Source organism: Nonomuraea aridisoli, assembly GCF_003236395.1.
Lineage (GTDB): Bacteria > Actinomycetota > Actinomycetes > Streptosporangiales > Streptosporangiaceae > Nonomuraea > Nonomuraea aridisoli.
In genome coordinates, this window is record NZ_POUD01000073.1 from 22,591 (window position 1) to 35,246 (window position 12,656).

Below are 12,656 nucleotides of genomic sequence, written 5' to 3' on the forward strand. Positions count from 1 at the left end.
TCATGTCCACCACCCACATCGACGTCGGCGCCGTCGACTTCGACGCGCTCGGCGCGTGGATGGACGCCCAGGGGCTGCCGGGCGGCCCGATCACGGGCGCCACGCCGGTCCAGGGCGGAACGCAGAACGTCATGGTGCGCTTCGAGCGCGGCGGCCGCCCGTACGTGCTGCGCCGGCCTCCGCTGCACGCCCGCGCGAAGAGCAACGAGGTGCTGCGCCGCGAGGCGCGGGTGCTGGCGGCGCTGCGCGACACGCCCGTCGCCGCGCCCCAGCTGGTGGCCGCGCAGATTGCCGAGGAGCCGGTCTTCTACCTGATGGAGCCGGTGGACGGGTTCAACCCCTCGACGGGCCTGCCCGAGCCGCACGCGAGCGACGTGGCGATCAGGCACCGGATGGGGCTGGAGGCCGCGGCGGCGCTGGCCGAGCTGGGGCGGGTCGATCCCGCGGTGCTGCCGGGGTTCGGCCGGCCGGAGGGCTTCCTGGAGCGGCAGGTGCCGCGCTGGCTCAAGGAGCTCGACTCCTACGGCGAGCTCGACGGCTACCCCGGGCCCGACATCCCGGGGCTGCGGGAGACGGCCGACTGGCTGACCCGCCACCTGCCCAAGACGTTCACGCCCGGCATCATGCACGGCGACTACCACTTCGCCAACCTGATGTTCGCCTGGGACGGGCCGCGCGTGGCCGCGATCGTGGACTGGGAGATGTGCACGATCGGCGACCCGCTGGTCGACCTCGGCTGGATGGTGGCCATGTGGCAGCCCGGCAACAACCACGTGCCGGGGCTGCCGCAGCCGAAGGAGCTCATCGCGTACTACGCGGCGCTGTCGGACCGCGATCTGTCGTCCATCGACTGGTACGCGGTCATGGCCTGCTTCAAGCTGGGCATCGTGCTGGAGGGCACGCACGCCCGCGCGTTCGCGGGGAAGGCGCCGAAGGACATCGGCGACCTGCTGCACGCGACGACGCTGGGGCTGTTCGAGCGGGCGCAGGAGTTCATGGGGGGCGCGTTGGATTGAGATAAATCACGACATATCACGATTTCGAGGTAATCGATCGCAAACATCCCCCTGCGGCGTAGAATTGCGCGCAATTGCAGTCGTCGACGGGGAAGGATCGTCATGCGCATGCGGTTCCTCGGCTCTCTCTCGGAGGCGGGCGCCTGCCCCACCCTGTACGAGACCGACCGCGGCACCATCGTCGTGCAAGGCATGCAGGTCACCGACGCCGAGGCGCTCGCGGACCTGCGCGACGTGCTCGACGGCGAGACCGCGGTCGAGGTGCCCCGCGAGCTCCTCACCGAAATCGCCCGCCGGGTCCTGCCCGACGCCTGAACGACCGCGTTCCACCTGGGGCGGAACACCCATGGCTACCGCTTGATCACAATTGCCGCAGATGGTGGCATGATCGGCGGCCACGGCACTAGCCTCTTGCGGCGTGACGTCGTTTCAGCAGGCGCGCATCGAGCTGGGCGGCCGCTTGCGCCGGCTGCGCGAGTCCGCCCGCCTGTCCGGTAAGGAACTGGCCGAGCGGCTGAGCTGGCAGCCGTCCAAGGTCTCACGCCTGGAGAACGCCCGCCAGACGGCCACCGAGGACGACGTGGTCGCCTGGGCGCAGGCCGTGGGCGCCTCCCCCGCCACGACCGACGAGCTGATCAGGCAGTCCATCGCCCTGCTCGACCGGCACGACGACTGGAAGCAGCGCCATCGCAGCGGCCTGGCCGCGATCCAGGAGGACATCCGCGACCTCGAGGCCCGCACGACGCGCTTCCGCGTCTTCGAGCCGGGCATCATCGCGGGCCTGCTGCAGACCTCCGAGTACGCCCGCCACGTCTTCCGCAAGGTCAAGCGCCTCTACAGCGCCCCCGACCAGATCGACACCGCCGTGCGCGTGCGCATGCAGCGCCAGGAGATCCTCTACGACCGCACGCGGACGTTCCGGTTCGTGGTGACCGAGTCCGCGCTGCGCACCTGCCTGGCGCCGCCCGAGGTGATGCGCGGCCAGCTCGACCGGCTGTTCGCCGTCAGCACGCTGCCGAACGTCGCGTTCGGCGTCATCCCCTTCGGCACCGAGCTGCCGGCCAACCCGATCAACGGCTTCTGGATCTACGACGAGTCCATGGTCGGCGTCGCCACCATGACGAAAGACCTCAATCTTCGCGATCCAGACGACATCGCCTTCTACGCCCGAGCGTTCGACGATTACGCAAAGGTCGCAGAGTTTGACGAATCGGGACGAGAGGTCATCATAGGCATTCTGGCCGAATATAGGAAACAAACCTCACATTAACCGCAGCAATTGCTTGCCAGCCCCCGCAAGATCGTGCAATTCTGTCGCGAGACGTTGCGGAGGTGACGCTTGATGCTTGATACCGCGCTCAGCCTCGAGCGGTTCGCGTGGCACGCGGGCCGGCATGCCGATCTGTCGGTCCAGAGCATCGCCCTGGCCAGCGATCCGGCGTACGTGTCGGTCCGCAACCGCTTCTCGGCCACCCTCGCGGAGACGGTGACCTGCTCCGACGAAGGCGCCTTCATCACCTCGTGGGGCTACCGCCTCGGCACGACCGACGACGTCGAGGCCGCCGCCGCCCGCCTCGCCTTCCTGCTCGCCGCCCTGCCGGCGTAACGCCGGGGCTCACGGCCCCGCGCCGCCGCGCACCGGACTGCCGGGCAGGTCCATCGTCGCGATCGCCCCGCCGCCCGGCGCGTTCTCCAGGCGCACGGTGCCGCCCGCCTCCGTGACGGCCTGGGCCACGATCGCCAGGCCCAGCCCGGAGCCGGGCAGACTGCGCGCCGACGGCGAACGCCAGAACCTCTCGAAGACGTGCGGCAGCTCCGCCTCGTCGAGCCCGGGGCCGTGGTCGCGCACGGTCAGCCGGCCGTCCCGCAGCCGCACCTCGACCTGGCCGCCGGGGCTGAACTTGGCGGCGTTGTCGATGAGGTTGAGCACGGCGCGTTCGAGCGAGGTGGCGCTGCCGACGACGTACCAGGGGCGCAGGTCGGTGGAGACCTCGGCGCCGCGCAGCCGGGCCCGCTCGACGGCGACCGTGACCACCTCGTGCAGGCCCAGCTCGACGTGGGGCTCGTGGTCGGTGTCGCCCCTGGCGAGCTGGAGCAGGTCGGCGACGAGCGTCGACAGCTCGGCGAACTGCGCCTTCACGTTGATCAGCAGCCGTTCCTTCGCCGCGGGGTCGAGGCTGCGGCCGGTCTGCTCGCTGCGCAGGAGCAGGTCGATGTTGGTGCGCAGCGTCGTGAGCGGGGTGCGCAGCTCGTGGCCGGCGTCGGCGACGAGCTGTTTCTGCCGTTCGCGCGAGCCGGCCAGGGCGCTGGTCATGGCGTTGAACGACGACGACAGCCGGGCGATCTCGTCGCTGCCGGTGACCGGGATGCGGGTGCCGAGGTCCTCGGTCTGCGCGATGTGCTCGACGGCCTTCGTGAGCTCGCCCACGGGGCGCAGGGCGGCCCGCGAGATGGCCATGCCGGCCCACGCCGCCCCGAACACGCCCATCGCGGTGACGCCGGCGAGCGCCGTGGCGGTGAGCTGGAGCGTCTGCCGGATGTGGTAGAGCGACCGGGCCTCCAGGACGGCCACGCCGGGCGCGAAGTTCTGGGTCACCACGCGCACCCGCTTGCCCTCCTTCGTCACGCCGTAGCGGTAGATCGTCTCGTGCTCCCCGGCCACGGCCGCCTTGTCCTCTTCCACCGGGATGATCGGCGGCCCGATCGAGCAGGTGGTGCCGTCGGCGTGCAGCAGCGTCGCCATGCCGTCGAACATGCCCTGCGACCCGTCGGGCGTGCACGTGTGCACGAGGTAGTCCTTGTCGCCCTGCTCCTCCGGCTCCAGGATGGTCTGGTCGAGCTGCCGGATGACGAGGTCCTGGACGATGACCCAGGACAACACGGCGCAGACCGCGACGGCGAGCGCCACCGCCGCCGTGACCAGCAGGGTCAGGCGGGTGCGCAGGCTGCCACGGATCCTGGCACGCCTCACTGCACGTCTCTCAGCACGTAGCCGACCCCGCGCACGGTGTGGATCAACCGGGGCGCTCCCCCGGCCTCGGTCTTGCGCCGCAGATACATCACGTAGACGTCGAGCGAGTTGGACGTCGGCTCGAAGTCGAAGCCCCATACCTCGCTCAGGATCTGGTCCCGGGTCAGCACCTGGCGCGGATGGGACAGGAACAGCTCCATCAGCAGGTATTCGGTCCGCGTCAGGTCGAGCCGCCGCTCGCCGCGGGTGACCTCGCGGGTCGCCTGGTCCATGCGCAGGTCGCCGTAGGCCAGGATGTCGCCCTCGGGTGCCCCGCCGGCGCTGAGCGCGCCGCGCCGCAGCAGGGCCCGCACCCGCGCGAGCAGCTCGTCGAGCTCGAACGGCTTGACGAGGTAGTCGTCGGCCCCCGCGTCCAGCCCCGACACCCGGTCGCCGACCGCGTCGCGCGCCGTGAGCATGAGGACGGGGATGTGGTTGCCCCCGGCCCGCAGCCGCCGGCACGCGGTCAGCCCGTCGAGGCGCGGCATCATGACGTCGAGCAGCACCGCGTCGTAGGTGTCGGCGGCCAGCGCCTCGAGCGCCTGCAGCCCGTCGTCGGCCGTGATCACCTTGTAGCCCTCGAACTCGAGACTCGACTGCAGCGCCTCACGCAAGGCGGGCTCGTCGTCCACCACCAGCAACCGTGCGGGCTCACTCATGGCCCCAACGTTAAAACCTCATCATGAGAAGGTGATGAACGCCCCATGCGCTGGTGTCGGAAATCACCACGCTTCCGTCGCCGCGGTGAGCCGGCTGACGCGTCGAGCGGAGTTCGGTCACCCTTCTGGCCGAACGGCGAGCAGGACCCGGCCGAAGGGGCTTCCTTCCATGAGGTGCCGCTGCGCTTCGGCGGCCTGCTCCAACGGGAACACCCGGTCCACCATGGGCGCCATCTGCTTGCGGGCCAGGAGATCGAGCAGCCGCGCGTCCGCGGTGTTGATCTGCTCGGGGGTGAACTGCGCGAAGCGGAAGCCGCGGACGTGCGCGTCCTTCCAGATGAGGTCGGTGACGTTGATCTCGGCCCGCTCTCCGGCGGCGTAGCCGATGCTGACCAGCGTGCCGCCCACGGCCAGCGCGGCCAGAGCGTCGCCCGTCAGCGGGCCGGCCACACCGTCGAGCACCACGTCCACCCCCTTGCCGCCGGTGAGCCGGTGCACGCCGTCGCGCAGGGACTCGGCGGACAGGTCGATCACGTCGTATCCGGCCGCCCGGCCGCGCTCGGCCTTCGCGGCGGTGGTGGCGGTGGTGATCGCCTTCTCCGCGCCGAGGATGCGGGCGACGTCGGCCCCGCCCTGACCGACCGCTCCCCCGATGCCGGGGGCGAGCACGGACTGCCCGGGCCGGAAGGCCGCGAGCTCGGTGAGCGCGAGGTAGGCGGTGAGGTGACCGGCTCCCGCGGACAGGGCGGCCGCCGCGATGTCGTCCACGTCGTCCGGGACGGGCACGAGGTGCCGCGGATCGACGGCCATGTACTCCGCCCAGGCGCCGTCCGCGCCGACGCCGTAGCGGCCGCCGCTGAGCATCACGCGACCGCCCGCCGTCAGCCCGGAGGCGCCGGGCTCGATGAGGACGCCGACGCCGAATCCGCCGGGCCGTAGCGGCAGGGGCTTGACGGCCGCCGCGGGGAGCTTGCCCCGCCGTACCGTGTCGTCCAGCGGGTTCACGCCCGCCAGAGTGATCTTGACCAGCGCCTGCCCGCCTTCGGGAACGGGAGCGGGGACGTCGGTGAGCTTCAGGACGTCGTAACCGCCGAACTGGTCGTACTGGATCGCGCGCATGGCGACACCTCGTTTCGTCGTGACACAAGCGGTCACGTGTCAGTTCTGTTCAGCTCTTCTGCGAGCGCGGTGCGCGCGCAGGTTGGCCGGATTGCCGCAGACCCGTACGTCGTGCCACACGGCGCTGTTGTTCCGCGACCGGTCGAAGAACGCGGCCTGGCAGCGCGGGTTGCGACAGGCCTTCAACCGCCGCCACGTGTCGGCCCCCTGGGCCTCCACGACCGCGATGAGCGCCAGCGACGCCAGCGCCTGCCGGCCGGAGCCCCGGGGTTCCAGCCGGACCAGGCCGTCGGCGCCGAGCCGCAACGCGGCCGCGGCGCTGCGCGGCACCGCGGGCGTGTCCGGGGGGACGGCCGGATCACCGTCGGCGCCGGTGGTGTGCCGGCCGGCACACGCCTGAAGGTCGGCGCGGAGACGACGCAGCGGATCGAGGTCGTCCTCGCCGAGCACCACGTCCGGCACGGCGCGCCCGGTCTGCTCGGACCAGGCCTTCAGCGCGGCATCGGCCCAGCCCTGGGCCGATGCCAGGTCGTCGAACAGGTCGGGCTGTCGGGGCCTGCCCGCCGGCTGCGTGTTGAGCAGGTCCTGGACGAACCCCAGGCCGCCCGGGGCGGGCGACAACCCGTAACGTGCGGTCGCGAGCCAGGTCATGAAAGAAGCATAAGCACTTAGGCTATTTCACCGCAAAGCGCCCTGGGTCGCCCGGCCGTGGCCGCGTACCGGACGGGCTCAGCCGGCGTGGTGGTCAAGATCTGGACCGGTGCTCGCCCGCGCCGGCCTGACGGCGCGGGCGATCGGCGTCTCAGGAGGCCAGCAGGGCCATGGCGGCGTTGTGGCCGCCGATGCCGCTGACGCCGCCGCCCCGGCGGGCGCCCGCGCCGCACAGCAGGATGCGTTCGTGCTCGGTCTCCACGCCCCAGCCGCCTTCTTCCGCGTACGGCCAGCTGAGGTCGGTGTGGAAAATGTGGCCGCCCGGCAGGCCCGCGTCCTTCTCCAGGTCGACGGGGGTTTTGACCTCGACGCACGGAGTGCCGTCGGGGGCGGTGAGCAGGCATTCCTGAATGGGCTCGGCGAGGACGGCGTTCATGGAGGCGAAAGTGGATTCAAGCGCTATTTTCCGCGCTTTATCGGGATTTTTCCGGAAAAGTCTGGCTGGCATGTGGAGGCCGAACAACGTCATCGTCTCCGCCCTCCCCCGCAGCTCCGGCCCGAGAATGGACGGATCGGTCAGGGAATGGCAGTAGACCTCGGCCGGCGGCAGTGCCGGAATCTCCCCGCGCGCCGCCTGCGCGTACGCGGCGGCGAGCTGGTCGTGTCCCTCGTTGATGTGGAACGTCCCGCTGAAGGCCGCCCGGGGATCGACGGACGGGTCGTTCAGTCGGGGCAGCCGGGCGAGCACCATGTTGACCTTGAGCTGCGCGCCCTCGGGCGCCTCCGCCGGCCGGCCCATCACCCGGTCGAGCACGGCGGGCGGCAGGTTGACCAGCACGTGCCGGCCGTTCACGGTGTGCTCGCCGTCGCCGGACCTGAACGTCACCTCACCCGACGGCGCGATGCCGACGATCTCCGCGCCGGTCCTGATCTCCGCGCCCGCACGCCTCGCGGCGGCCTCCAGCGCGCCCGAGACCGCGCCCATGCCGCCGACCGGGACGTTCCACTCGCCGGTGCCGTTCCCGATCACGTGGTAGAGGAAGCAGCGGTTGGCCAGCAGGTCGGTGGCCGGGTCGGCGAACGTGCCGATCAGCGCGTCGGTGAGCACGACGCCGCGCACGGTGTCGTCGGCGAAGTACTCCTCGACCGTCTCGCCGATCGGCTGGGCGAACAGGTCGCGCCACGCCTGCGGCCCGACCAGGCGTTCGATGTCGATCTCGGGGCGCAGCGGTTCGAGCAGGGTGGGGGCGAGGGTCTCGGCGACGCGGGCGACCATGCCGTAGAAGCGCCGCCACGCCTCCAGGTCTGCCTCGCCGCCCGTGACGCTCCGGAACGACGCCGCCGTACGCAGCTCGTCCTCGTTGTCGACCAGCAGGCCGGTGCCGCCCTTCGGGGTGTAGGAGGCGTAGCGGCGGCGGCGCAGCTCCAGGTCGAGGCCCAGATCGCGGACGATCCGGTCGGGCAGCAGGCTGACGAGGTAGGAGTAGCGCGACAGGCGCACGTCCACGCCGGGGAACGGCCGCGCCGAGATCGCCAGGCCGCCCACGTGGTCGTACCGCTCCAGGACGAGCACGCGCCGCCCCGCGCGCGCCAGATAGGCGGCGGCCACCAGCCCGTTGTGCCCGCCTCCGGCCACGACCACGTCGTACGTCATTCCGGCACCTTACGACCCATCCCATGGCTCACGTCAACGCCCACTTCACGACATTTCCTGCCCTTTCATCCCCCGGCCACCCACCGCCCGGATCACGGCCGGCTGGCGATCGCGAGCAGGGTGGCGGCGGGGCCGGTCAGAGGGCGGCCGCGGCGCCAGACCGCGCGCAGGCTGCGCATCAGGTTCAGCCCCGCCAGGGGCACCTCCACCAGCCGGCCCGTCGCCACGTCGGCCTCCACCGCGTACCGGCTGAGCACCGCGGGGGCCGCCCCGGCCTGGGCCGCGCCCTTCACCGCCGAGTTCGACCCGAGCTCCAGGCGCGGGCTGGCCCGGTGCAGGTCGGCGAAGGCCACGTCCAGCGTCTCGCGGGTGCCCGACCCCGGCTCGCGCACCACCAGCGGTGTGGCGGCCAGCTCGGCCCCCCGCAGCGCGGTACGCCGTCGCGCCCACGGATGCCCCGGCGCGACCACGACCACGAGCCGGTCGGTCCCCACGACGCGGCTGTCCAGCCCGGCGGGCACGCTCGGCCCCTCGACGAAGCCGAGCTCGACCTCGCCGGACGACACCCGGGCCGCCACGTCGGCGGAGTTGACCACGTCCAGCCCCACGGGCACGGCGGGCTCGCGGTTCTGGAACTCGCCGAGCCAGCGCGGCACCAGGTACTCGGCCACCGTCATGCTCGCCGCGACCCGCAGGTGGGCGGCCCCGCCCCGGCGGACGGCCGCGACGGCGCGCACGAGCTCCTCGGCGGCGGCGAGCACCTGCGCGGCCCAGTCGGCCACCATCTTGCCCTCGGAGGTCAGCGTGGAGCCGCGCGGCGTGCGCTCGATGAGCGGCAGCCCGAGGCGGCGTTCGAGCCGCGCGATCCGCTTGCTCGCGGACGGCTGCGCGATCCCGGCGGCCCGGGCGGCCTGCCCGAGGCTGCCCAGCTCCCCGACGTCCACCAGCAGCTTCAGGGAGGCCAGATCGGGCAGTTCGGTCATAGCTGAAGGCTATGACCTCCCAGACAAAGCGTGTCTACTGGGCGTTTCCGCCGCCCAGAAGACTGGGATCATGTCCCTCGCCACGCGCCCCTCGCCTTCCGGCCTGCCGCCGGGCACCTTATGGCCCGGCCTCTGCGCCGCGGCCGTGGCCGTGGCGGGCGCGCTGCTCGTCAACCGGTATGTCCCCGCGCTCAGCCCCGCCGTCGTCGCGGTCGTCGCCGGCGCGGCGCTGGCCAGCCTGGCGGGCGTGCCCGAGCGGCTCAGGCCGGGGCTCGCGTTCGTGTCCCGGCGGGTGCTGCGAGTCGCGGTGGCCCTGCTCGGGCTGCAGATCGCCGTGCCCGACCTGCTCGCCCTGGGCTGGCCGACGCTGGCGGTCGTGGCGGCCGCGACGGGTCTGACGTTCGCCGCGACCCCGGCGATCGGCCGCCGGCTGGGCCTGTCGCCCGGCACGTCGCTGCTCGTGGCCACGGGCGTGTCCATCTGCGGCGCGGCGGCCATCGCCGCCATGCGCGAGAGCACGGACCTCGCCGACGAGGACGACGCCGCCGCGGCGCTGGGCGTCGTGGTCCTGTACGGCACCGCGGCCCTCGCCCTCGTCCCCCTCGCGGGCTCGATCGCGGGCCTGTCGCCCGCCCAGCTGGGCGTGTGGACGGGCGCCGCCGTGCACGAGGTCGCCCAGGTGGCGGCGATCGGCGCGGCCTCGGGCGTGCTGGCCGCCGCCGTGACGGTCAAGCTGGGCCGCGTCGTGCTGCTGGCCCCGATCGTCGCGCTGACCGCCCACCGCGGGCGTGAGCGGGGCGCCAGGCCACCGATCCTGCCGTTGTTCGTGGCGGCGTTCCTGGCGATGGTGGTCCTGCGCGCCACGGGATGGGTGCCGGCGGCGGTGACCGCGGCGGCGCCGGGCGTGACGAACGTGCTGATGGCCGCCGCGCTGTTCGGCCTCGGCACCGGCATCGACGTGCGGCGACTGGCCCGCGGCGGGCGGGTCGTGCTGCTCGGCGGGATCGCCACGACGATCATTGCCGCCACGTCGCTGGCCGGGGTCGTGCTGCTCGTGTGATCCTCGGGTGGACGGGTGGGCCGGGGAGCCGTACCCTGCCTCGTTCGGAACAAAACCTATGAAAACCACCGTTCCGGCTAGGCAACCCACGACCACGCGAGGAGCGTCACACTCACCATGCGCAGCACCGGCACCGACCCCGTTCTCCGGCCCTCCGACGAGGTCGCGCAGGCCCTGGCGGACGGCGCGCCCGTCGTGGCGCTGGAGTCCACGATCATCTCCCACGGGCTGCCGCAGCCACGCAACCTGGAGGTGGCCCGCGAGCTCGAAGGGGTGGTCCGCGAGGCCGGTGCCGTTCCGGCCACGATCGCCGTGCTGGACGGCGTCCCCAGGATCGGGCTGGAGGAGCCGGAGCTGGAGCGCATCGCGACCGAGCCGGGGCTGCGCAAGCTGAGCCAGCGCGACCTGCCCATGGCGGCGGCGCTGAAGGCGAGCGGGGCGACCACCGTGTCGGCCACGTCGTTCCTGGCCGCCCGCGCCGGCATCCGGGTCTTCGCCACCGGCGGGCTGGGCGGCGTGCACCGGGGCTGGACCGAGGACCAGGACGAGTCCGCCGACCTCGACACCCTCGCCCGCACCCGCATCACCGTGGTCTGCGCGGGCGTCAAGTCCATTCTCGACGTGCCCGCGACGTTGCAGCGCCTGGAGACGCGCGGCGTGAGCGTGGCCGGCTTCCGCACCGACACCTTCCCCGGCTTCTACCTGCACTCCTCCGGCCTGCCGGTCGACTGGCGGATCGAGTCGCCCGAGGAGGCGGCGGCCGTCATGCGCGGTCAGGACGCCCTGGGCGGCCAGGAGTCGGCGCTGATCGTGGCCAACCCCGTCCCGCGGGAGCTCCAGCTCGACCCCGAGCTGCACGACCGCGTGCTCGCCGAGGCGCTGGCGGCGGCCGAGCGAGAGGGTGTCAAGGGGCAGGCGATCACCCCGTTCCTGCTCGGTTACCTGGTGGACGGCACCGGCGGCGCGTCCCTGGAGGCCAACCTGGCCGCCGTGCGCGGCAACACGGCCCTCGCGGCCCGGATCGCCCTGGCGTGGGCCACGCCGTGACCGCCGGCGCCCTCGTGGTGGTGGGCGACATCGTCACCGACATGGTGGCGCTGCACGGCTCACCGGTCATGATCGGCAGCGACGCGGCGGCCGACATCGTGCTCCGTCCCGGCGGCTCCGGCGCGAACACCGCCGCCTGGGCCGCCGCCCTCGGCTCCGAGGTGCGCCTGCTGTCCAGGCTCGGGTACGACAGCAGCGAGTGGCACATCGGCGAGCTGGTCAAGTCGGGCGTCCGCCCGCACGTCACGGTCGACCCCGACGAGCCGACGGCCGTCGTGATCGCGATGGTGGACAAGAGCGGCGAGCGCACGATGCTCACCAACCGCGGCGCCGGCGGCCTGATCTCCGAGTCCGACTGGGACCCGTCCCTGCTCGACGGTGCCGGCCGCCTCCACCTGTCGGGCTACGTGCTGTTCGCGCCGGGCGGGCTGCTGCTGGCCCGGAGGGCGATGGCGGACGCGGTGGCGGCGGGCGTGCCGATCAGCGTCGACCCGGCCTCCACCGGCCCGCTGGGCGACTTCGGCGTCGCGCGTTTCCTGCACGAGACGGGCGCAGCCGACCTGATCATCCCGAACCTGGACGAGGCTCTCCTTCTCACCGGCGCCGACACCGGGGAGCGCGCCGCGCTGCTGCTCAGCGAGACGTACGGCACCGCGGTCGTCAAGCTGGGAGCCGGTGGCGCGCTGGCGGCGAAGCACGGCGAGGTGGTCGCGATGGCCGCGGGCGTGCCGGCCGAGGTCGTAGACTCGACGGGAGCGGGCGACGCGTTCGCCGCCGGCTTTCTCACCGCGGCCCTGCAGGGCGCCGGCGAGGTCACCGCCCTGGAGGCGGGGTGCCGTGCTGGTGCAGAATGTGTGGCCCAGGTGGGCGGCCGTCCACGGTACGGTTTGGATCTGAACCGTCTTTACCCTATTCACACTGATTGATAGCTTGCCGCGTAGGCTGCACCATTAGCCACATGCGTCACGGGGAGCACACGCGGCTCACTGGGGAGGATAAGGTCCGCCGATGGAAGTCGAGTCATCGATCTGCCTGAGCGACCTGGTCCCTGCCCTGCGCTGGAGCCGCCCTCAGCAGGTGGCGGAGGTGCTCGGCGATCCTCGCCTGCCCGCGGGATGGTGGTCCTCTCTCGCGTTGTCGAGGGCGCTCGGCACGGCGGGGCTCGACTGGATCTGCGACCGTCTGGCCCGGCTGGCCTCCTCCCGGTGGGACCATCTGCCGCTGTGCGACCTGCTGCCCGCGCTGACGGTGCACCACGTCGATCCGGCGTTGCCCGGCTGGCCCGACTCCACCCGTACGGCGGTGACGGGGCTCGGCGGCTGGCACCGGCTGCGCCGCCTGTCGCCGGCCGACCTGACCACTCCGTCGGCCACGCCCGAGGTGCTGATGGGCGCGGTCTTCCGCGAGATCATCGGCCGTATCCCGGCCCAGCGCGAGCCCGCCCAGACCCCCGGGGC

General features: G+C 72.6%; 13 protein-coding genes and 1 pseudogene. 8 read left to right on the forward strand and 6 right to left on the reverse strand.

Annotated elements, in window-relative coordinates:
• Positions 1-2 precede the first annotated feature (2 nt).
• From C1J01_RS19160 to C1J01_RS19175, 4 genes are all read left to right on the forward strand, one after another.
• Complete coding sequence (locus C1J01_RS19160; protein ID WP_111180345.1) at positions 3-1,016, forward strand: phosphotransferase family protein; 1,014 nt, start codon at positions 3-5, stop codon at positions 1,014-1,016.
• Between the two features lie 102 nt (positions 1,017-1,118).
• Complete coding sequence (locus C1J01_RS19165) at positions 1,119-1,331, forward strand: hypothetical protein (protein WP_111180346.1); 213 nt, start codon at positions 1,119-1,121, stop codon at positions 1,329-1,331.
• A gap of 103 nt (positions 1,332-1,434) precedes the next feature.
• On the forward strand, positions 1,435-2,286 hold the full coding sequence (locus tag C1J01_RS19170; RefSeq protein ID WP_111180347.1) for a helix-turn-helix domain-containing protein: 852 nt from the start codon (positions 1,435-1,437) through the stop codon (positions 2,284-2,286).
• 72 nt (positions 2,287-2,358) lie between these two features.
• Entirely contained in the window at positions 2,359-2,622 is a 264-nt protein-coding gene (locus C1J01_RS19175; protein WP_181448848.1) for a hypothetical protein, read from the forward strand.
• A 9-nt stretch (positions 2,623-2,631) separates the two neighbouring features.
• Here C1J01_RS19175 and C1J01_RS19180 read toward each other — a convergent pair whose 3' ends face one another.
• The 6 genes from C1J01_RS19180 to C1J01_RS19205 all read right to left on the reverse strand — a co-directional run bounded on the left by C1J01_RS19180 (position 2,632) and on the right by C1J01_RS19205 (position 9,092).
• Positions 2,632-3,987, reverse strand: a complete 1,356-nt coding sequence (locus C1J01_RS19180; protein ID WP_111180349.1) for a sensor histidine kinase — start codon at positions 3,985-3,987, stop codon at positions 2,632-2,634.
• Complete coding sequence (locus C1J01_RS19185; RefSeq protein ID WP_111180350.1) at positions 3,984-4,685, reverse strand: response regulator transcription factor; 702 nt, start codon at positions 4,683-4,685, stop codon at positions 3,984-3,986. The genes C1J01_RS19180 and C1J01_RS19185 overlap by 4 nt, the downstream gene beginning before the upstream one ends.
• Positions 4,686-4,802: 117 nt before the next feature.
• Positions 4,803-5,804: a quinone oxidoreductase family protein gene (locus tag C1J01_RS19190; protein WP_111180351.1), complete on the reverse strand. Its 1,002-nt coding sequence runs from the start codon at positions 5,802-5,804 to the stop codon at positions 4,803-4,805.
• A gap of 39 nt (positions 5,805-5,843) precedes the next feature.
• On the reverse strand, positions 5,844-6,455 hold the full coding sequence (locus C1J01_RS19195; protein ID WP_111180352.1) for a CGNR zinc finger domain-containing protein: 612 nt from the start codon (positions 6,453-6,455) through the stop codon (positions 5,844-5,846).
• Between the two features lie 151 nt (positions 6,456-6,606).
• Entirely contained in the window at positions 6,607-8,109 is a 1,503-nt protein-coding gene (locus tag C1J01_RS19200) for a phytoene desaturase family protein (protein WP_111180353.1), read from the reverse strand.
• Positions 8,110-8,201: 92 nt separating this feature from the next.
• Complete coding sequence (locus tag C1J01_RS19205) at positions 8,202-9,092, reverse strand: LysR substrate-binding domain-containing protein (RefSeq protein ID WP_111180354.1); 891 nt, start codon at positions 9,090-9,092, stop codon at positions 8,202-8,204.
• Positions 9,093-9,162: 70 nt separating this feature from the next.
• On the opposite strand from C1J01_RS19205, the gene C1J01_RS19210 reads away from it, so the two are divergent.
• From C1J01_RS19210 to C1J01_RS19225, 4 genes and pseudogenes are all read left to right on the forward strand, one after another.
• Positions 9,163-10,152 carry a YeiH family protein gene (locus C1J01_RS19210; protein ID WP_111180355.1) on the forward strand — a complete coding sequence of 330 codons (990 nt, stop codon included), beginning with the start codon at positions 9,163-9,165 and terminating at the stop codon, positions 10,150-10,152.
• Positions 10,153-10,269: 117 nt separating this feature from the next.
• Positions 10,270-11,199, forward strand: coding sequence for a pseudouridine-5'-phosphate glycosidase (locus C1J01_RS19215; RefSeq protein ID WP_111180356.1), 930 nt, complete (start codon positions 10,270-10,272; stop codon positions 11,197-11,199).
• On the forward strand, positions 11,184-12,125 hold the full coding sequence (locus C1J01_RS19220; protein WP_235854531.1) for a carbohydrate kinase family protein: 942 nt from the start codon (positions 11,184-11,186) through the stop codon (positions 12,123-12,125). Before C1J01_RS19215 ends, C1J01_RS19220 begins: the two co-directional genes overlap by 16 nt.
• 82 nt (positions 12,126-12,207) lie before the next feature.
• A pseudogene (locus tag C1J01_RS19225) lies at positions 12,208-12,656 on the forward strand (hypothetical protein); the annotation flags it as partial.

What these genes read in the sequence shown, in the direction of transcription:
- C1J01_RS19195 (WP_111180352.1), bottom strand. Translation starts at nt 6,455, where the DNA reads ATGACCTGGCTCGCGACCGCACGTTACGGGTTGTCGCCCGCCCCGGGC.
- C1J01_RS19205 (WP_111180354.1), bottom strand. Translation starts at nt 9,092, where the DNA reads ATGACCGAACTGCCCGATCTGGCCTCCCTGAAGCTGCTGGTGGACGTC.
- C1J01_RS19215 (WP_111180356.1), top strand. Translation starts at nt 10,270, where the DNA reads ATGCGCAGCACCGGCACCGACCCCGTTCTCCGGCCCTCCGACGAGGTC.
- C1J01_RS19185 (WP_111180350.1), bottom strand. Translation starts at nt 4,685, where the DNA reads ATGAGTGAGCCCGCACGGTTGCTGGTGGTGGACGACGAGCCCGCCTTG.
- C1J01_RS19165 (WP_111180346.1), top strand. Translation starts at nt 1,119, where the DNA reads ATGCGCATGCGGTTCCTCGGCTCTCTCTCGGAGGCGGGCGCCTGCCCC.
- C1J01_RS19190 (WP_111180351.1), bottom strand. Translation starts at nt 5,804, where the DNA reads ATGCGCGCGATCCAGTACGACCAGTTCGGCGGTTACGACGTCCTGAAG.
- C1J01_RS19210 (WP_111180355.1), top strand. Translation starts at nt 9,163, where the DNA reads ATGTCCCTCGCCACGCGCCCCTCGCCTTCCGGCCTGCCGCCGGGCACC.
- C1J01_RS19160 (WP_111180345.1), top strand. Translation starts at nt 3, where the DNA reads ATGTCCACCACCCACATCGACGTCGGCGCCGTCGACTTCGACGCGCTC.
- C1J01_RS19200 (WP_111180353.1), bottom strand. Translation starts at nt 8,109, where the DNA reads ATGACGTACGACGTGGTCGTGGCCGGAGGCGGGCACAACGGGCTGGTG.
- C1J01_RS19175 (WP_181448848.1), top strand. Translation starts at nt 2,359, where the DNA reads ATGCTTGATACCGCGCTCAGCCTCGAGCGGTTCGCGTGGCACGCGGGC.